The sequence below is a fragment of the Nitrosopumilus maritimus SCM1 genome (assembly GCF_000018465.1).
Lineage (GTDB): Archaea > Thermoproteota > Nitrososphaeria > Nitrososphaerales > Nitrosopumilaceae > Nitrosopumilus > Nitrosopumilus maritimus.
Genome location: NC_010085.1, coordinates 1,178,006 through 1,196,576, shown reverse-complemented (window position 1 = coordinate 1,196,576; position 18,571 = coordinate 1,178,006). Strand labels below are relative to the sequence as shown.

Annotated in this window: 23 protein-coding genes; 9 read left to right on the top strand and 14 right to left on the bottom strand. The window is 35.5% G+C overall.

Features of this window, described 5'->3' with window-relative positions:
- Positions 1-29 precede the first annotated feature (29 nt).
- Entirely contained in the window at positions 30-791 is a 762-nt protein-coding gene (locus NMAR_RS07000; RefSeq protein WP_012215691.1) for an enoyl-CoA hydratase/isomerase family protein, read from the top strand.
- Between the two features lie 49 nt (positions 792-840).
- Here the strand turns inward: NMAR_RS07000 and NMAR_RS06995 are convergent, their stop codons facing one another.
- The gene (locus NMAR_RS06995; protein WP_012215690.1) at positions 841-1,365 is read right to left on the bottom strand and encodes a cupredoxin domain-containing protein; all 525 of its coding nucleotides are present in this window, start codon (positions 1,363-1,365) and stop codon (positions 841-843) included.
- 96 nt (positions 1,366-1,461) lie between these two features.
- On the opposite strand from NMAR_RS06995, the gene NMAR_RS06990 reads away from it, so the two are divergent.
- The 8 genes from NMAR_RS06990 to NMAR_RS06955 all read left to right on the top strand — a co-directional run bounded on the left by NMAR_RS06990 (position 1,462) and on the right by NMAR_RS06955 (position 7,693).
- Positions 1,462-1,803: a helix-turn-helix domain-containing protein gene (locus tag NMAR_RS06990; RefSeq protein ID WP_148680186.1), complete on the top strand. Its 342-nt coding sequence runs from the start codon at positions 1,462-1,464 to the stop codon at positions 1,801-1,803.
- A 28-nt stretch (positions 1,804-1,831) separates the two neighbouring features.
- The gene (locus NMAR_RS06985) at positions 1,832-2,431 is read left to right on the top strand and encodes a hypothetical protein (RefSeq protein WP_012215688.1); all 600 of its coding nucleotides are present in this window, start codon (positions 1,832-1,834) and stop codon (positions 2,429-2,431) included.
- A 44-nt stretch (positions 2,432-2,475) separates the two neighbouring features.
- Positions 2,476-2,874 (top strand): CBS domain-containing protein, encoded by a 399-nt coding sequence (locus NMAR_RS06980; protein ID WP_148680185.1) that lies wholly within the window; start codon positions 2,476-2,478, stop codon positions 2,872-2,874.
- 91 nt (positions 2,875-2,965) lie between these two features.
- Positions 2,966-3,316 carry an iron-sulfur cluster insertion protein ErpA gene (gene erpA / locus NMAR_RS06975; RefSeq protein WP_012215686.1) on the top strand — a complete coding sequence of 117 codons (351 nt, stop codon included), beginning with the start codon at positions 2,966-2,968 and terminating at the stop codon, positions 3,314-3,316.
- Between the two features lie 152 nt (positions 3,317-3,468).
- On the top strand, positions 3,469-4,611 hold the full coding sequence (gene dnaG / locus NMAR_RS06970) for a DNA primase DnaG (RefSeq protein WP_012215685.1): 1,143 nt from the start codon (positions 3,469-3,471) through the stop codon (positions 4,609-4,611).
- 8 nt (positions 4,612-4,619) lie between these two features.
- The gene (locus NMAR_RS06965; RefSeq protein WP_012215684.1) at positions 4,620-5,303 is read left to right on the top strand and encodes a DUF120 domain-containing protein; all 684 of its coding nucleotides are present in this window, start codon (positions 4,620-4,622) and stop codon (positions 5,301-5,303) included.
- Positions 5,304-5,342: 39 nt separating this feature from the next.
- Complete coding sequence (locus NMAR_RS06960) at positions 5,343-5,777, top strand: universal stress protein (protein WP_148680184.1); 435 nt, start codon at positions 5,343-5,345, stop codon at positions 5,775-5,777.
- Between the two features lie 59 nt (positions 5,778-5,836).
- A complete protein-coding gene (locus NMAR_RS06955) occupies positions 5,837-7,693 on the top strand; it encodes a sensor histidine kinase (RefSeq protein WP_012215682.1) in 1,857 nt (618 codons plus the stop codon).
- Between the two features lie 20 nt (positions 7,694-7,713).
- On the opposite strand, the gene NMAR_RS06950 is transcribed toward NMAR_RS06955, so the two are convergent.
- From NMAR_RS06950 to NMAR_RS06890, 13 genes are all read right to left on the bottom strand, one after another.
- The gene (locus NMAR_RS06950; RefSeq protein ID WP_012215681.1) at positions 7,714-8,334 is read right to left on the bottom strand and encodes an FAD synthase family protein; all 621 of its coding nucleotides are present in this window, start codon (positions 8,332-8,334) and stop codon (positions 7,714-7,716) included.
- A 40-nt stretch (positions 8,335-8,374) separates the two neighbouring features.
- The gene (gene dph5, locus NMAR_RS06945; RefSeq protein WP_012215680.1) at positions 8,375-9,412 is read right to left on the bottom strand and encodes a diphthine synthase; all 1,038 of its coding nucleotides are present in this window, start codon (positions 9,410-9,412) and stop codon (positions 8,375-8,377) included.
- Positions 9,412-10,539, bottom strand: a complete 1,128-nt coding sequence (locus NMAR_RS06940; protein ID WP_012215679.1) for a M20/M25/M40 family metallo-hydrolase — start codon at positions 10,537-10,539, stop codon at positions 9,412-9,414. Before NMAR_RS06940 ends, dph5 begins: the two co-directional genes overlap by 1 nt.
- Before the next feature lie 3 nt (positions 10,540-10,542).
- A complete protein-coding gene (lysX, locus tag NMAR_RS06935; protein ID WP_012215678.1) occupies positions 10,543-11,385 on the bottom strand; it encodes a lysine biosynthesis protein LysX in 843 nt (280 codons plus the stop codon).
- The gene (gene lysW/argW, locus NMAR_RS06930; protein ID WP_012215677.1) at positions 11,382-11,549 is read right to left on the bottom strand and encodes an alpha-aminoadipate/glutamate carrier protein LysW; all 168 of its coding nucleotides are present in this window, start codon (positions 11,547-11,549) and stop codon (positions 11,382-11,384) included. The genes lysX (NMAR_RS06935) and lysW/argW (NMAR_RS06930) overlap by 4 nt, the downstream gene beginning before the upstream one ends.
- A gap of 21 nt (positions 11,550-11,570) precedes the next feature.
- Positions 11,571-12,734 (bottom strand): LeuA family protein, encoded by a 1,164-nt coding sequence (locus NMAR_RS06925; protein ID WP_148680183.1) that lies wholly within the window; start codon positions 12,732-12,734, stop codon positions 11,571-11,573.
- A 116-nt stretch (positions 12,735-12,850) separates the two neighbouring features.
- The gene (lysM, locus tag NMAR_RS06920; protein WP_012215675.1) at positions 12,851-13,270 is read right to left on the bottom strand and encodes an HTH-type transcriptional regulator LysM; all 420 of its coding nucleotides are present in this window, start codon (positions 13,268-13,270) and stop codon (positions 12,851-12,853) included.
- Positions 13,257-14,438 carry an aspartate aminotransferase family protein gene (locus tag NMAR_RS06915; protein WP_012215674.1) on the bottom strand — a complete coding sequence of 394 codons (1,182 nt, stop codon included), beginning with the start codon at positions 14,436-14,438 and terminating at the stop codon, positions 13,257-13,259. Before NMAR_RS06915 ends, lysM begins: the two co-directional genes overlap by 14 nt.
- A complete protein-coding gene (locus NMAR_RS06910; RefSeq protein WP_012215673.1) occupies positions 14,431-15,234 on the bottom strand; it encodes a [LysW]-aminoadipate/[LysW]-glutamate kinase in 804 nt (267 codons plus the stop codon). The genes NMAR_RS06915 and NMAR_RS06910 overlap by 8 nt, the downstream gene beginning before the upstream one ends.
- 2 nt (positions 15,235-15,236) lie before the next feature.
- Positions 15,237-16,283: an N-acetyl-gamma-glutamyl-phosphate reductase gene (gene argC / locus NMAR_RS06905; protein ID WP_012215672.1), complete on the bottom strand. Its 1,047-nt coding sequence runs from the start codon at positions 16,281-16,283 to the stop codon at positions 15,237-15,239.
- A 28-nt stretch (positions 16,284-16,311) separates the two neighbouring features.
- Positions 16,312-17,169: a lysine biosynthesis protein LysX gene (lysX, locus tag NMAR_RS06900; protein WP_012215671.1), complete on the bottom strand. Its 858-nt coding sequence runs from the start codon at positions 17,167-17,169 to the stop codon at positions 16,312-16,314.
- Positions 17,169-17,336 (bottom strand): alpha-aminoadipate/glutamate carrier protein LysW, encoded by a 168-nt coding sequence (gene lysW/argW / locus NMAR_RS06895; RefSeq protein ID WP_012215670.1) that lies wholly within the window; start codon positions 17,334-17,336, stop codon positions 17,169-17,171. The genes lysX (NMAR_RS06900) and lysW/argW (NMAR_RS06895) overlap by 1 nt, the downstream gene beginning before the upstream one ends.
- Positions 17,333-18,532: an argininosuccinate synthase gene (locus tag NMAR_RS06890; RefSeq protein WP_012215669.1), complete on the bottom strand. Its 1,200-nt coding sequence runs from the start codon at positions 18,530-18,532 to the stop codon at positions 17,333-17,335. Before NMAR_RS06890 ends, lysW/argW (NMAR_RS06895) begins: the two co-directional genes overlap by 4 nt.
- Positions 18,533-18,571 lie beyond the last annotated feature (39 nt).

The window sequence follows — 18,571 nt, the reverse complement described above, 5'->3', positions numbered from 1 at the left end:
TTAAGTCTCACATGGCTTGACAAATTCCCATGTCACTAGTTACCACATCTACTTCTGATGGCATTTGTACTGTCAAAATCAACAGACCTGACAAACTCAATGCTATGAACACTGATGTTGCAAAAGAACTAATCAAAACTTTTGAAGAACTAAACCACAATGATGATGTCAAAGTTATCATTTTGACTGGTGAAGGTGAAAAAGCATTTTCTGCTGGTGCAGACATTGAATACATGTCAAAAATCTCTGCAGATGAATCAGTAGAATATGCAAAGACTGGTCAACTTGTTACTGCAACAGTTGAATTAGTTAAACAACCAACAATTGCAGCCGTTAACGGTTTTGCATTAGGCGGTGGTTGTGAACTTGCAATGTCTTGTGATATTAGAATAGCAGCTGATACTGCTAAACTAGGTCAACCAGAAGTAACAATTGGTGTCCCTCCTGGATGGGGTGGAACACAAAGATTGATGAGAATTGTGGGAATAGCAAAGGCAAAAGAACTTGTTTACACAGGTAAAATGATCAAAGCTGAAGAGGCAAAAGAGATTGGTCTTGTAAACCATGTCGTTCCTCTTGCATCATTACAAGAAGAAGCTTTGAAAATGGCACAACAAATTGCTGGAAACTCTACAATGGGTGTTCAGATGTCTAAAGTTGCAATCAACAAGGGAAGAAATGCAGACCTTGATACTGGTCTTGGATTAGAAATCCTTGCTTGGAGAAACTGCTTTACACATCCAGACAGACAAGAGAGAATGACTGCATTTGTCAACAAGTCAAAGAAATAGCTATTTCCTATTTCCTTCTTATTTTATTATTTTTTGAGTTGTGTTGACTCTATGATACTGTAACTAGTCCTACTCTCCAAGGGTGGAAAGAACAATAGTACTTGTAAACACCTTCTTCTTCAAATACATGCTCAAATCTATCTCCTGTATTTAATGGTGGACTGTTAAATAACTGAATGACCTTTCCATTGACATCTATACTTTGGATGTTGTGTGGTACTGAATCATCATTTGTCCATGTTACTGTAGTTCCTACTGGAATCTCTAAATTCAATGGTGAGTAAAATCCTGCACCTGTGACATCATAGTTTCCATTTGGAATGATAATCTGTGCATCAGATACTTGAGGCATTGGTTCCTTTATGTTGTCTATTACAATTACCTCATTTTCAATCAAGAATTTTATCATATTGAGAAATTCTCCCTCTGAAACAATTCCTTCACCATACCACAATGCCGTATTTTTTACCCATTCTGGTACTGCTTGTGCACTTGCTACATTAATTGAAAGAGAAACTATTGAAACTGCAAAAATCATAACTAATACGGCCATTGTTTTTGAACTGCGTTTCATACCATATTATTGGAAATTCTGGGATTTATAAGATTTGAGTGCAGTGCAGTGCAATGTGTACTCGATTATTAAATCTGATAATCACCAATGATAATCATGCAAGAATTAGTTCAAACAAGAAAAATAATGGATGATGAAAGAAAGCAAATAATTTTAGAAGTCTTGGCAGACAAATATTGCAAACAAATCCTCCATGATACACTAGAAAAACCAAAATCTGCAATGGAGTTGTCTAGTGATAAAAAAATCCCTATTAGTACAGTATACCGAAGATTACAAACCCTATATGATGCAAAATTGCTTGCAATCTCCGGTTCCATAAATGAAGATGGAAAGAAATACTTTCTTTACAAGAGTAAGGTAAAGTCAATATCTCTTCAGTGCAATTTAGAAGAAACTTCCATCGAAATCGTTCCTAACTCGTCTAACGCGAGTTAGTTACATTTTATACTTGAGTGCCTGAAATATGTTGAAAGAAAAAATGGGTGCAAATCGGCAGGTCCACAACCAAAAAAAAGAATCTACCCGTAGTATTACCTATAGACTTCCAGAAAAACTCGTCAATGAACTAGAAACTGAAGCTACTATGAAGAGTATCTCTCAAAATGTCCTTGTAAAACAAATCTTAGAAAAATATGTTCAATGGGATAGATTTTCAAATAAAATTGGAATGATTCCTGTTCCAAAAACTATCGTAGAAACTTTGGGTAGTGAATTAGATGGTAGAGACATTGATGAAATTATCACACTAATCTTTCCAATGATTAAGGACACTGTTTTGTTCATCAAAGGTGGATATGATTTGAAACGATGTATTGAAACTCTAGAAGATTACATGAGAGCATCTGGAATGAACTCTGATCATAGAATTGAAGGTGATGTACATATATTTTTGATTCAACATGAGCTTGGAATGAAATGGTCTGTCTTTACTGAACAAATGTTAACTCAAGTCTTTCGTAGTTTCATGCCAGAAAAAGAACTAAAGTTTCAGACCACCGAATCTACAGTAATTCTTCATGTTCAATTGGGTTCTGATTTCAATGAACATGATTATCATGATTGAAATTCAGTAAATCCTTTGAAATATTACGTGACACAACCTTTTACATGAGTTCTGACACTGTTCATCAGAAAACTCTTGTCAAAGAAATTATGAGCAACTCTGTTATCTCTGTAGATTCTTCTATTACAGCAACTGATGCTGCAAAAATGATGGAAGACACTGGCGTTGGTGCAATTGCCGTATTAGAAAATGGCTCCCCTGTTGGAATTGTAACTGATAGAGATTTTGCAATAAAAATTACTGCTCATTCATATCCTATTGATACTCCTATCCGAAGAATAATGTCTGCCCCTCTCATTTCTATTGATCCTAATTCTGATCTATGGACTGCTTCTGATTTAATGACAACAAGAAATGTTCGGAAACTACCTGTAATTGATGATGATCGAATTATTGGTATACTCACTTCCAGTGATCTGGTCAAATATTTTGCTAGTCTTTAAAATTCTATTAAAAACACGGCCAATTTCTTGAATTACTAGTGTGTAGGGTTGGAAAAGCTTATTATATTTTGAGCCGACTTTTTTGTTCATTATGGCAACTGAGCAAACACAAAAGATGATCACAGTTACTGAAAAAGCAGCTGAGAAAATCAAAGAATTCATGAAAGAAGAAGCAGAATCTCCTGAATACCTTAGAGTATACGTTCAGGGTGGAGGCTGTTCTGGTTTGTCTTACGGAATGGGCTTTGAAAAAGCACCAGAAGAAGATGACATCGTCATGGAAGAAAATGGTGTAAAACTTTTAGTTGACAGTTACAGCGTTGACCACTTACAAGGTGCAAACGTTGACTATATTGAAAGCCTAATGGGTTCTGGATTTAAGATTAACAATCCAAATGTTACAAAATCCTGTTCATGTGGCCATTCATTTAGTACTGAATAAACACACCATCATTTTTCATTTTTCATTATACAATGCATACACTGCAGGCAGATTTTTTGAAAAATTCTAGTTTTTTAATGCAAATTTTTGCGATACCCTCATATATCGAATACAGAGACTCAAAACATGATAATTAAGGAGATGAATAATTTATGCCTCAATCAGGAATTGTCAAATATCATGTTAAACTTTCCTATGAAGTTGATGGGCTCGTTGAAAGAGCAGATATAATCGGAGCCATCTTCGGCCAAACAGAAGGACTGTTAGGCCCTGAGATGAATCTGAATGAACTGCAACGAGTTTCTAAAGTAGGTCGCATAGAAGTCAGTGCTAGAACTACTGCAAATACCACTGCTGGTGATGCATTAATTCCAATGAGTACTGATATTGATACTTGTGCATTGATTGCAGCAGGAATTGAAAGCATTGACAAAGTTGGTCCATTTGATTGTAAATTTACCTTAGAAGCAATTGATGATGTACGTGCTGCAAAGAAAGATGACATTGTAAAACGTGCAAAAGAAATCAAGCAAAAATGGGCAACTAAAACTGTTAGTGAAGGAGAAAGTATGCTAAATGATGTCCACCAAGGTGATTCTAAAAAATTAACCACTTATGGTCCATCCAAACTTACTTGCAGTTCTGGCCTAGCTGATTCTAACTGGGTAATTCTAGTTGAAGGAAGAGCTGATGTGATAAATCTTCTCAGAGCAGGATATGATAATGCACTTGCAATTGAAGGCGCAAAAATTGATGAATCTATCAAAGAATTATGCAATTCAAAAGAAACTGTTGTTGCATTCTTAGATGGCGATAGAGCAGGTGGATTTATTCTAAAAGAACTAAAATCAGTTGTCCCAATTGATTATGAACTAAGAGCAGACAATGATGTTGAAGTTGAAGAATTAACTCCACAAAGAATTGATGAAATTCTTAGTCCAGTTGCTGAAGAAATTAAAGGCGGTAAACCTGCACCAACACTCCAAAACGAAGATGATAAACCTCTTGCCGAGATGGCAGCAAAAGTTTTCCCAAATCTAAATGAAACTCTTGAAGCAGTTGCACTAGATGGTGATAACAATGAAATCTTTAAGGTTCCAATAAGTGAAGTTGTTAGCAAACTATCAACACAATCTGGAATCAAATATCTTCTACTAGATGGAATCATCACTCAGAGACTTTTAGAGGGCGCCAAAAACGCAGGAATTGAATGTGTAGTTGGTCACAGAGTAGCAAAACTATCAAACTCTGATGGAATGACTCTCAAAACATTCGGTGACCTGGGCGTAGCATAGGATCTTAGATGCCTGAACTAAAAATTCAGCACATCCTAACTTTATCTTATCTTCTCTCAAAAGGTGCTAAACACAACTATGTTTCAATAACAACCTCTTCATTGGGAAAGAGCATAAAAAAATCACAACAAGCAGCATCAAAACATCTGCTGGAACTAGAACAAAATCAATTCATTGATAGAATTATGAGTGGACGAAATGTTTCAGTAAAGATTACTCCAAAGGGATTTTCTGAAATGGTAAAACTTTCTACAACTCTACAAAAGAGTTTGAACTCATTTCCATCACATGTTGAACTAAAGGGAACTTTGGTTTCTGGAATGGGAGAAGGCGCATATTACATGGGGCTAAAAGGATATACCAAGCAATTCAAATCAAAAATTGGCTATGTTCCATTTCCTGGAACTCTTAACGTGCGATTAGACAAAAAAATCCACCAAGAAGCAGTCAAACAATTTGAAACTCTAGATGGGATCAAAATTAAGAGCTTTTCAGATGGAAAGCGAACTTATGGTTGGGTCAAGTGCTTTCCTGCAAAACTAAACAATTCAATTAATTGTGATATGATTCTTCTTGAGCGCACTCATCATGATAATTCTGTTGTAGAATTAATTTCAAAAACCTGTATGAGAAAGACTGGAAAACTAAAGGATGGCTCTAAAATAACCATCAAGATACCAATTTCATCTTAACCAAAAATTGATTAACAGTAAATTTCCTAGAATTAATGCTTGATTAAACAAATTACGGTAGCTATAATCACTCCAACCCATGACAAAAAGTCTTTTGATCTTGGATTGGAATTGGCAAAGAAACTGGGATGCTCTCTTTCTGTGATAGAGTGTTTTTATCAAAAACCTCCAACGTTTCATTTCTTTGAGACAAAGACTGACAAAATTGCCTTGCAAAAAAGAAAAGAACAAATCAAAAATGAACTTTCCAAATGGGAAAAGGCTGCAGCAAAGCAAAATGTACAAATCAAGACTAAATTTGCATTAACTGACTCTATAGCCCATTGGGTAATTGACTATGTGACTGAGAATAAGGTTGATTTGCTCATAGTTGATTATCCAAAACTATCCATGACTGAATCTACGCTTTATGATGACATTATCAACACCATTCATCACAAAGCAAAATGTCATGTTTTGACAACCAAGCAATAGTTTTGAAAAACTAAATTTTTTCATAGATTATTTATTTATGACAATTTTTGTATGAATATATGAAAATTGCTACTAAACTAATTTTAACTTATTTTCTAATAAGTGCGCTTGTTATTGTTTTAGGTATAATTTCTCTTTACCAGTTTTCACAGTTGTCAGAACCAATTTCTAATGAAATTCCATTACAAATAAGTGAACTTAATACAAAATCAGATCTTGATGCACATGCTCAATTAATTCGATATTATGATGAGGTACTAACACAGTCAGCCAGAAATTATGCTTTTACTTTGGATACAAAATGGAACCAAAGATATTTTGATACAGTTCCATTACTTGATGATGTCATAAATTATTCAATTGAATATGGAGACGAAAAAGAAAAACAGTTTTTTCAAAATGTTCATTTAGCCAATACTGCATTAATTGAAATGGAAACCAAAGCCATTCTTTTTGCTGACGAAGGTAATCCTGAACAAGCAATTGCAATACTAGAAAGTAATGAATATTGGACTCAAAAGACAATTTATGAACAAGGATTAAGAGATTATGTATACTCTCGTGGATTAGATTATGATGAAGCTTTAATCTCATCTTCTCTAACTTTAGAACAAGTTACTAATGATACTGAAGACATTCTAAATTTTGGAACTAGTATTGTACTAGTGTTTGTTATATGCGCAATTACCGTTTCTGTATTTTTAGGATTTCTTATACCCAAACTCATTACAAAACCTATTAAAAAACTTCAAAATGCTACTGAACAAATTATTCAAGGAAATTTTGATATTAAAACTGCAAGAAATTCTCAGGATGATTTAGGTCAACTATCAAGAAATTTTCAAAATATGATTGAAACCCTGAAAGACACAACTAATGTAAAAGAACAGCTTACCATACAACAAAATCTTAGAAAAGCACTTGAAGAATCCTCTATAGTGAGTATAATTGATAAAAATGGAAAAATCACTTATGTTAACGATAAATTTTGCCAAGTCTCAAAATACACAAAAAATGAACTCATAGGCAAACGTCAAGATATTTTGAGATCTAGAAAAATCCATCCTCCTGGATTCTATAAAGATTTGTGGACCACGATTTCGAGTGGAAAAATTTGGCATGGTGAAATTTGTAATACTGCTAAAGATGGAACTTTGTTTTGGAATGATACTACGGTTATTCCATTCTTAGATAAGAATGGACAAATTTTAGAATATGTTTCAATTAGAAATAATATTACTGAACAAAAAAATCTCACAGATAGATTGGTTCGTGCAGAAAGATTCAGTGCTATCGGTGAATTATCTGCTAGAATTTCACATGATATTCGAAATCCTCTGGCAATAATAAAAAGTGAATTTGAATTATTGAAACTTCAAAAACAAATTGATGAAAATGATTTTCGTAGAATTGATACCTCTATCAATCGAATAACACATCAACTAGATGACGTTTTAGAATATTTGCGTGATACACCTCTAGTTTACTCCAAATTCAACCTTACTGAACTTGTAACTGAAGTAATTGACACTTTGCAAATTCCTTCCAATGTAAAAATCACCATCAAAGACGATGAAATTTTTATGATAGGGGATAAAGATAAAATAAATATCATTTTAGTTAATTTGATTTTTAATTCTATTCAAGCACTTGAAGATGGAGGAGACATTGACATCATTTTATCTAAAACTAATTCTGAGATTGTTATTCAAATACGAGATTCAGGTATTGGTATCACTATAAAACCAATAGAAGCAATATTTGATCCGTTAACTACATCAAAACAAAAAGGAACAGGATTAGGACTTGCTAGCGTAAAAAATCTTGTAGAGCAACACGGTGGTATGATATCTGTTAAAAATAACCCTACAACTTTTACGATAAAGATTCCGCAAAAAGAGGATAAATCTGAATAAACTATACTCTATTTTGATAATCAAATCCCATGGATTGATTCGCCGTATTCTTTCTCAATTTTTGAGCTAGAACTATCTGGAATTGGGGATTGCAATCTTGCAACCTTTGCATCAAGATTGATTTTTTTGCATCCCTCTGTAATGAACTTCTCTTGATGAGCTTGGTCATATCCTAATGCGATTATTTGTGGTCTGACATTGTTTACTGTCTTGAAAATATCATCTTCTTGTCCAATTAGACAAAGGTCTACCATAGATAGTGAATTTACCAACTCTTGTCTTTGTTCTTGAGAATGTAATGGTCTTCTTTTTTTCATTTTTACTGCTGTATTGTCTGTTGCAACAACTACCACAAGAGCATCTCCTAGCTCTTTTGCAGCATTAAGGGTGTGGATGTGTCCTGGATGAATAATATCAAAAACACCTCCAGCCAAAACTACTTTCAACGAGTCTCGCCCTGATTCTGTTAGTGTTTTTTTGTCTTCATTGACAAGTTGTTTTTTTATCAACTCTTCAATCTTTGAATTGATTTGATCATCTGAAAATGCAGTTTTTCTTTTGATTTTCTCAATTGGATTAGTACCCTCTATCTGGCATACGTAAATTGTAGAAAGAATTGTTCTTTGACTTTGTTCCAACATTTTTCCTATTTTACTCCCTCTCTTTAATTCATCGCTGAAACTACATTTTGGGATCCAGGCCTTTTGCTAACCTTAATGCATCTACCAATCCATCTGCATAACCAATACTCAGGATTGCAACCTCATCTTGACCATCTTCCAAAAATTTCTCTGCATCTTTGACATACAATTCTGCATTTTCTAAAATTACTTGGAACTCTTTTTGATCCTTGTAGTATGGCTGTACTTCTTCAAGTGCTTCTCTTACCATTGGAACATACTTTTCAATCATTTGTACTGAAATTTTCCTTGTTTTTTCTGAATTGTCAAATGGTTCATCAATACATTCTCCCAAAACTTTGAGCGCATCTGATTCTGTAAAGTGTAATCTTCCTGGAATTATCACTGTGTGTGGTGGTTTTCCAAAATCTCTCTTTTTTAGGCTAGAAATTTTACCTGAAACTATCTCTTGGTCTTTGAATCCAATTCTTGATGCAACTATTGCAAAAGTTGATGGGCTAATCACCTTTCTTCTTTGTCCTTTTTCAGTTTCTAATAATTCGTTTAATGCATCTTTAGGATCTAAGAAAAAGTCTTTGTCTTGATTAAACTCCAAAAGTAGTACAGTGTGATTCCCTTCTATGACATTTTTGTAAATGACATAGTATGGTGTTGTAAGTGATTTCATTTCACTCATTATTGTTGCAATTCTTCCAACTTTGTAAAAGTGTAGACCGCACTCTCCGATCATTGAGGTTAATGATGAAGATGCATGAATGGAATATGTTTTGATTTTTTCTTTTATTGCTCTTTCTCGTAATTCAATATGTGTTGTAGCAATGTATGGATCTCCATAAGATAACAAGACAACTTTCTTTTTCTTTGCATTCTCTAAAATCTCATTTCCATCTTCTACTAACCATCTTTTTGCAGGTCTAAATTCCCCCTTTGTTGCATTTTTGATTTTAGTTAGATCTGATTTACCAATTGGACTTGTGAATTGCTCAAGATATACAATGTCAGCTTTTGCTAAAACATCAATTGCCTCATTGGGAATTGATTTGAATCCTGAAATTCCTAAACCTACAAACCAGAGCATTACTGCATCTTTCTATCGTGAAGTCTTTTTAAGTGCTGTAACATCTTCTTGAGAATTTCTATTCCTCTAAGATATTCATCAATTGAGACCTTTTCATCAATGGTGTGAGCTTCATGAGGATCCCCTGGACCATATGTTACAACTGGAATACTCCATTGAGTTCCTAGTACATTCATGTCTCCAGTACCTGTTTTTCTGATTAATTTTGGCCTAGTATGCTCTACATCCATAACTCCAAGCGTGAACGCACGCACTAGTGGGGAGTTATGTGCAGCCTCAAATGGCTCTGTTTCATCAAGAATTGAGTAAAACGCCTCTACCTCTCGTTTTTTTGAAATCTCCTTGACTAGATTTGCAATTTTTTGCTCAACGGATTTGCAGTTCATATCAACTGGAATTCTAATATCAAATGTGGTCTCACATTCTTTTGGTGTAACATTATGACTAGTTCCACCTTTTACTTCGGTCATGGTTGCAGTAAGCAACATTCCCTTTGTCCTGTCCTCTTGGTTTTCTTCTAGTTTCTCTTTTAGTTCTCTTGCAAAGATCATTGATTCTAAAATTGCATTTTTTGAAAGCCATGGTGCGCTAGCATGTGAACTATCTTCTACAGTAACCTTGAGATTTATTGCTAAACGTCCTTTGTATGCAATTGTAACTTGTTTGATTCCACTTGGTTCTCCAAAAACAGCATAATCTACACCCATCTCTTTTTTGACTAGGTTCTTTATACCCGTTGCATTTCCTTCTTCATCGACTGCGCCAACAAAGATTATTGTTCCATTATTGTTTTGTATTGATGCTGCAGCAAACAGCATTGCCATTAATGGTGCTTTTGCGTCAGACGCTCCTCTGCCATAAAGTGAATCTCCTTCTTTTCTTACCTTTACTTTTCCTGGAACAACATCCATGTGTCCACATAACATAATTTTTGGAGTACCTGAACCTTTTTTGGCAATTACATTACCAACTTCATCAATTTGTATATCTTCAAATCCTAAATCATCACACTTGTCTGCAAGAAACTCTGCCATTGGTTTTTCACTAAGAGATGGTGTGTACAATCGTAATGCTTTTTCAAGCATTTTTGTTGCAAATCTTGGTGTTACTGTAAAATGAGTGTCCAATTCTTACTTCTCTATCTTTAGTGCATAATCAAGCATTAACGAAGGAATGTCTACTTCGCATACTCTAACAGTGTTCTTGTATTCTGTTGTATTATTTACTTCGTGAACCACTAATCCTTTCTCTTCGCTTTCCATCAAATCTACTCCTACAATATCCCCTTGAACTGCATGTTTTGCCTTAATACACATTTCTTCCATTTCTTGTGTTACTTCGCATGGTTCTGCAACTCCTCCAAGAGCCATGTTTGTTTTCCAATGCTTGGAGTTGCGGTATATGGCTGCAACAATTTTGTCTCCTACCATAATTGCTCTAATGTCTCTGGGTGGTCTTTTTACAAATTCTTCTAGATAATGAACTTGATAAATTGGATACATGTTCTCTCTGCTTTCAATAACCCCCTCAGCAGAATCTTTATCATTTAATTTTGAGATTAGTCTGCCCCAGCTTCCAACTGTTGGTTTGATTACTTTGGGATATCCTTGCGTATCCAATGCTTCAAGGGCTGCATCTTTTGAGAAAGCAACTGTTGCATCTGGCGTTGGAACTCCAGCTTTCTTTAGTAGCATGTGTGTGAATAACTTGTTTCCTGCAAAGATTCCAGTGTTAAGACAGTTGATTACTTTGACTCCCAAACCTTCAAGAGCTGCAGTTGAATGCAAGTTTCTGTAATAACTTACACATCTTTGTATAACTACACCATAATCTTCAGGTTTTTTTTCTAAATCTACTGCTAACTTCTTACAATCAACCATCTGGATGTTGATGTTTTTTTTCTTACCTGCTTCTAAGAGGCCTTTTTCTTCCCAACGGATGGTATCATAAAGAATAGTAACGTCAGGACTCACTGTCCCCAATCCTCGCCAACCGTTTGGGCAGGCTTTAGATCGAAACCGTCTGAACCTTTTGCTAATTCAAAACTTGCGCCACATTCCGGACATGTTACAATTTCTCCTTCAAGTGCATCACTTGGTATAGAAATATCTGCATCACATTCTTCACATTTTGACATATTCTCTTCTCCACCTCCTCTCTATTTATCATTAATTATTTTTTCAAGTCTGTCTTCAAGCGGAATTTCAATTAAATCTCCCATTCTAAGACCCTTCAATCCAGCTGCAACTGCTTTTGCACTTTCATCATCCTTGTCTAATCCTAACAATGACATGAGATAAGCTGCTCCAGTCTTTCCTGCCAACTCTCCAAACACGATTCTTCTTCTGTTTCCTACTGCTCTAGGAGGAATAGGCTCGTATGCTGCAGGATTTCTCAATATTGCTGCAAGGTGTGTTCCAGCCTTGTGTTTGTATGCTGAAGAACCCACTATTGGTTTTGAGTCATAAGGCTTGATTGTAGTATACTCTTCAATTAATCTGGATAAATCTAGTAACATGTCTAATCTGAAATCATTTGGTGATTTGTACAAGTATGTCAATGCAACTGCCACTTCTGCAAGTGGGGGAATTCCTGTTCTTTCTCCAATACCGTCAATGGTTGTATGAATTTGATCAACTCCTGCATCACAAGCTGAAAAAGCATTAGCTACTGCAAAGCCAATATCATTATGAACGTGTGCATCTAGTGGAACATCAATAGAGTCTCTTACCTTCTTTACAAAATTGTACATTCCAATAGGACGCAAAATTCCAACCGTATCAGGCAAACTGATTCTGTCTACACCTGCTTCTTCAATTGCCTTGCAAACTTTGAGTAAGAACTCTGGTTCTGCTCTACTTCCATCTTCTACTGTAAATCTAATCTTTAGTCCATGAGATTTTGCATACTCTACTGTCTCAACAGCTCTTTCCATTGCATCTTCTCTTGAGATACGAAGTTTGTCTTTAAGATGAATATCTGAAATACCTAGATATGCTGCACACCACTTTGCATCACAATCTAATGAAACATCAATGTCCTCTTTGAGTGCACGTCCATGGGAAACAATGTCTGCCTTTAGTCCTTGTTTAATGATTGTCTTTGTTGCTTCTTTATGATCATTTGATACAACTGGTGAGATTTCAATTTGGTCTACGCCAAAATAATCTAACATCCATGCAATTTGGATTCTTTGTTTGTTTGTAAATGAAACACCTGGGTGTTGTTCTCCTTCTCTAAGAGTACTGTCTAACACTCTAATCTTCTTTGGATTCTTTTCATATGCGTTGTACAAGTTTGCATAGTGATTCGGATCTTTCATTACAGAATTCGTTGCCATAAATTGATGATATAAACATATTCGTACTAGTTTCGTTGGAAATAACTATAAACGATCCTAAACTAGTTTTGAATTAAAATTTTGAACCGAAAGTCGTCTTAGACGACTTTTCTTAGAATAATCACAGTATTGGTGTCAACTACACCTGGAATTTTTCTTAATGCATCAATACTGTTGTTAATCTCTGCAATACTTGATGCACTCATTATTGTTGTAATGTCGTATTGTCCTGTAATCTCATAAACTGTTTTTACACCTTCAAGCTTTGCAAGCTTTAGAGAAACTTTTGATGTGTCAGTAGCTGAATCAACTGATACCAAAACAATTGCACTAGTTGCGTTTTCTTCTCCTAATTCTAAAGTAAATTTTTTGATAGTTCCATTTCCTATGAGATTTTTTACACGTCTTCTTACTGCTGATTCAGAAAGCTTTAGTTTCTTTCCAATATCTACAAATGATTCCCTGGAATCTTCTTTGAGATATCCAATAATTTTCTCGTCTACGTTATCCTTGTACATTTCGCTTTTTCTCCTCTTCAGTTAGTATGACATCTAGGGCATGTAAAACTTTTGTTACATCCTCTTCAGTTATTACTAGTGGAGGTAGAATTCTTAGGATATTTCTTCCTGAATATAGCATAAGAACACCTTCTCTGATTAATCCCATCAAAATGTCTCGGACCTCAAACTTCATCTCAACTCCAATCATGAGTCCTTTACCACGAATCTCTCTAATCATTGTGTGATTTTCTTTTAATTTCTCTAGACCCTCTCTGAAAATTTTTCCCATCTTTTCAGAATTTTCAATTAATCCGTCTTCTGTAATTGATTTGAGTGCTGCAACTCCTGCTGCACATGATATTGGATTTCCTCCAAAAGTTGAAGAGTGCTCACCTTTACTCATTGAAGCTAAGATATCTGGTCTTACAAGAGTTGCACCCATTGGAACTCCTCCTGCAATTCCTTTTGCCAAACATAAAATGTCTGGTGCTGTGTTCCAATGATCACAAGCCCATAATCGTCCTGTTCTTCCTAAACCTGCTTGTATTTCGTCAAAGATTAACAGAATTCCTTTCTCATCGCAAAGCTTTCTTACGTCTTGCAAGAATCCATCGGGCGCAACAATAATACCACTTTCTCCTTGAATTGGTTCTAAAATTACAAATGCAGTGTCATCATCTATTGCTTCTTTTAATGATTCAATATCCCCATATGATGCAAATGAAACTTTGTCTACAAGTGGAGCAAATGCCTTTTTGTATTTTGGATTAAATGTAATTGATAATGCTCCAAATGATTTTCCGTGATAGGAACCTTTCATTGCAACCATTCCTTTTTTACCAGTAAACTTTCTTGCAAACTTTATTGCAGCTTCAATTGCTTCTGCACCACTGTTGTTAAGATGAACTTGTGTTAATCCTTTAGGAGCTAAACCAATTAATGTTTTCAAAAACTCTTCTCTTGTTTTATTGTAAAGTGAACTGTGTACTGTTATAATTTTGTCAACTTGTTCTTTGATTGCATTATTGACTCTTTGATTTTGATGTCCTACTAGAGCTACTCCGTATCCTCCCATACAATCGATGTATTCTTTTCCATCAACATCCCATACATGAGCTCCTTTGCCTTTCTCTACTGTAACTGGAAATCTCTGATAGAGATTGCCCATATGCTGGTCTTCACTCATGTTCAATCACCGTACAATTATCATGTGAAATGGCTGATGAAATTGGATTTTCTTTTTGACCATTTGCAATTAATGCTGTTGTAACTCCCATGTCTAGGGCCTCAGTTGATGCTAAAATCTTCTTTTCCATTCCTGGTCCAATTTTTGGTCTAATTTCTTTTGCTTCTGCTAGTGTTAGTTTTGGAACAACTTTGTCATCCATTAACAGACCATCAACATTTGTGATGAATAATACTTTATCACTTCCAACCTTTCCTGCAACATATGCTGCTGCTCTGTCTCCATCTACATTGAGAAATTCAGACTCTTCGCTTATTGCAATAGGTGAAATTACAGGCGTGAGACCTTGGTCTAGGAGTGATTTTATGAAACTAGCATTAACTTCTCTGATTTTTCCAGTATAACCGCCATCAATAGCTTGTTTTCGTCCTTTTTCATTTACGATTAGGAGTTTCTTTTTTCTGTCTGCTTCTATGACTTTGGCATCAACTCCTGATAGTCCAATTGCATTGATGCCGTTTTTTTGAAGCATTTGAACAATTGTTTTGTTGATTCTGCCAGACATTACCATTGTGAAAATTTCTGCAGTCTCTTTGTCTGTGTATCTACTTTTGATTCCACTAGGAGATGTTACAAACTTTGGTTCTTTTCCAAGTTGTTCACAAACTTTGGTAACTTCTTTACCTCCACCATGAACTAGAATTACTCCTTCTGATTCTGCAATTTTTTTGATGTCTGCAATAGTTGATGGATGTAAATCATCTACTACACTTCCACCAATTTTGATAGTAATCATTTCTAAACAGGTGTTAGTGGGGTATATCTTAGTCCATCCATTTCATCAAAACCACACATTACGTTCATGTTTTGGATGGCAGAGCCTGCTGCACCTTTCATCAAGTTGTCTGATGCAGATAATGCAATTAATCTATTATTGTCTTCGTCTAAATCAAATCCTATATCACAAAAGTTTGAACCAACCAAGAATTTTGGATCTGGGAATTTGTATAATCCTTTTTTGTCTCGAATTAATCTGACAAATTTCTCTTCACCATAAGTTTGACGATATAATTTCCACAACTCTTTTTCTTCCATGTCTTTTTGCATGAATGTGTGGTTTGTACAAAGAATTCCACGTACAACATCTACTGCATGTGGACTCATTGAAACATGAATCTTCTTTCCTGCAATCTCACTGAGCTCTTGCTCAATCTCACCAGTGTGTCTGTGTTTTGCTGGTTTGTATGGTCTGATTACTCCTGCTCTCATTGCGTGTGCAGTTCCTGAACCAGAACCTGCACCTGATGAACCAATTTTAGAATCTACTACAATGTGGTCTGTATCAATAATGTTGTTTCTAATTAATGGAGCAAGTGCTAGCATTGATGTTACTGCCATACATCCTGGACATGAAACAAGTTGTGCTTTTTTGATTTCTTCTCTGTGTAATTCTGGTACACCGAAAACTGATTTGTTCAAATAATCTGGATGTGGATGTTCCCAACCATACCATTTGTCATATGCATCTTGATCATGTAATCTGTAATCTGCACTCAAATCAATAATTTTGATACCTCTGTCATACAATGCTTTTACAATTTCAGTGGCAGTTCCATGTGGTACTGCTGTGAAAACCAAATCACATTTGTCAGTTAATTTATCATAATCTAATTCTGAGAAAGTCAGATCGGTAAAACCCTTCAAACTTGGTTGAACTCTGTGTAGATATTCTCCAACATGCTGTCTTGATGTGACCATTGTGATCTCTACATTTGGATGATTGACCAAAAGACGTAGTGTCTCTCCGCCGACATATCCTGATGCTCCTACAACACCTACTTTCATGATAAACCTCCTCGTAATGGAGTATAATTTATTTCCTAACGTAGTTTAGAGCGAATTCTACCATCTCTTTTGGTATATTTCGTTGTGCAACTCTTGCTAATCCTTTGAATTCTACTGTATTGTTGACTTCATGAACAACTAGGCCATTCTTTTCATCTTCCATCATGTCTATTCCTAGGATTCCTCCTCCCATTGCTTTTGATGCTTTTGCTGCCATATCTTCCATCTCTTTTGTGATCTCACAAAGTTCTGGATCGGCACCAAGTGCAATGTTTGTCTTGAATCCTCCTGAAGACTTTCTGTACATTGCTGCAACAGGCTCATCTCCAACAGTAATTACTCGAATATCTCTAGGTGGTCTTTCTACTAATTCCTGCAAATAGTAAATTCTATCATGTGGACTATCTGTAATATCTCTGATTTCAGAAATTGCATCAAACGTATCTCTGTCTTTAATTGGCATCACTCCTCTTCCCCAACTACCAATTACTGGTTTGATTACTAGTGGATATCCAGCTTTTTCTAAATTCTCAGCTGCACTTTCACTTGTAAATGAAAAATACGTCTTTGGTGTTGGTACTCCTGCTTTTTTCAAAAGCAATGTCATGAACATTTTATTTCCACAAATACTTGCAACATCAAATTTGTTTAGAACAGGAATGTCCATAAACTCAAGACTTGCAGTAAAGTGTAATCCTCTAAAGTAACTTACACATCTTTCTAAAACAACATCTCCCAAATCAAAATCTTCTTTTTTACTATCTGTGTTGACTTGAGTAATCTTTGCATCTAGCATTACAGTATCATGTCCAAGTTCAGATGCTTCCTTTTGAAGCATCTTCTCTTCCGCTCTTAGGCGATCAAACACAATACAGACTTTTGACATTACTCTCCCCAGTCTTCGCCTACGCTTTCTGCTTGTTTAAGCTCAACATTTGATCCGTCTTTTTTTGCGATTTCAAAGTCAGCACCACAATCAGGACAGGAGACAATTTCTCCTACTGCGGCATCATCTGGGATGTTTAGTGTTGCGTCACATTCTGGGCAGTTCATATTTTTGTTGACCTTTTCTTTTGTAATTTATTAGCTTCTGTTGATTGCATTCCCCACAATTCTACAAATCCTTTGGCCAATCTTTGGTCAAATGTGGATTCTGTACCATATGTGGCAATCTCATGGCTGTAAAGTGAGTTCTTGGACTTTCTTCCAACCACTCTTAGACTTCCTTTGTACAACTTTAGCTTGACTGTTCCTGTAACTGGCTTTTGGGATGCCTCGATAAATCCGTCTAAATCTGACTTTAGTGGGTCTTGCCACAATCCTGAATATGCTAGGTATGCCCACTCATCATCAATTATTGATTTGAACTTGTTTTCGTGTTTTGTGTGGACCATCTTTTCCAAGTCTGAATGGGCTTCAATCAAACAAGTAGCAGCTGGTGTCTCATAGACCTCTCTCGACTTTATTCCGACAACCCTGTCTTCAATATGATCAACAATTCCAACTCCTGCATCTCCTGCCTTTTTGTTGATGTACTCTATTAGTTTTTGACCATCCATTGTTTTTCCATCAACCCCAACAGGAATTCCTTTTTCGAATTTGATCTCCAAGTATGTTGGTTTATCTGGCAAATTTTTTGTCTTTACCCAAATGAATGCATCATCAGGTGGTTCGTTGTATGGATCTTCTAGTACACCGCCTTCGATTGCACGGCCCCACAAGTTTTGATCAATACTAAACTTTTTTGCTACAGTATCAATCTCTATTCCGTGTTTCTTTGCAAACTTTAATTCTGTAACTCTGTCCAAGTTTTTGTCACGAATTGGTGCAATGATTGGTAAGTTAGAACCAGAACGTAGTGTAATGTCAAAACGTACTTGGTCGTTTCCTTTTCCTGAACAACCATGAGCTAAAGATGTAACTTTTTCTTTTTTTGCAATCTCTAAAACTTTTTCAGCAATTAGTGGTCTTGCAAGTGCTGTTGCAAGACAATATTTCTTTTGATAAAGTGCATTTGCTTTAATTGATGGAAAAATGTAATCTTTGACAAACTCTTTTCTTGCATCAATGTTATAGTGTTTTTTTACTCCAAGCTTTTTTGCTTTTGCTGCAATTTTTTTATTGTCATCACCTTGTCCAACATCTACTGTAACTGTGATGACATCCATGTCATGTTCGTCTTGTAGATACTTTACAACAACTGAAGTATCTAGTCCTCCAGAGAATGCAAGAATTCCTTTTTGAGTCATAAAACATCTTTTCCGTTGTATTTTGGAATTTATCTTTTG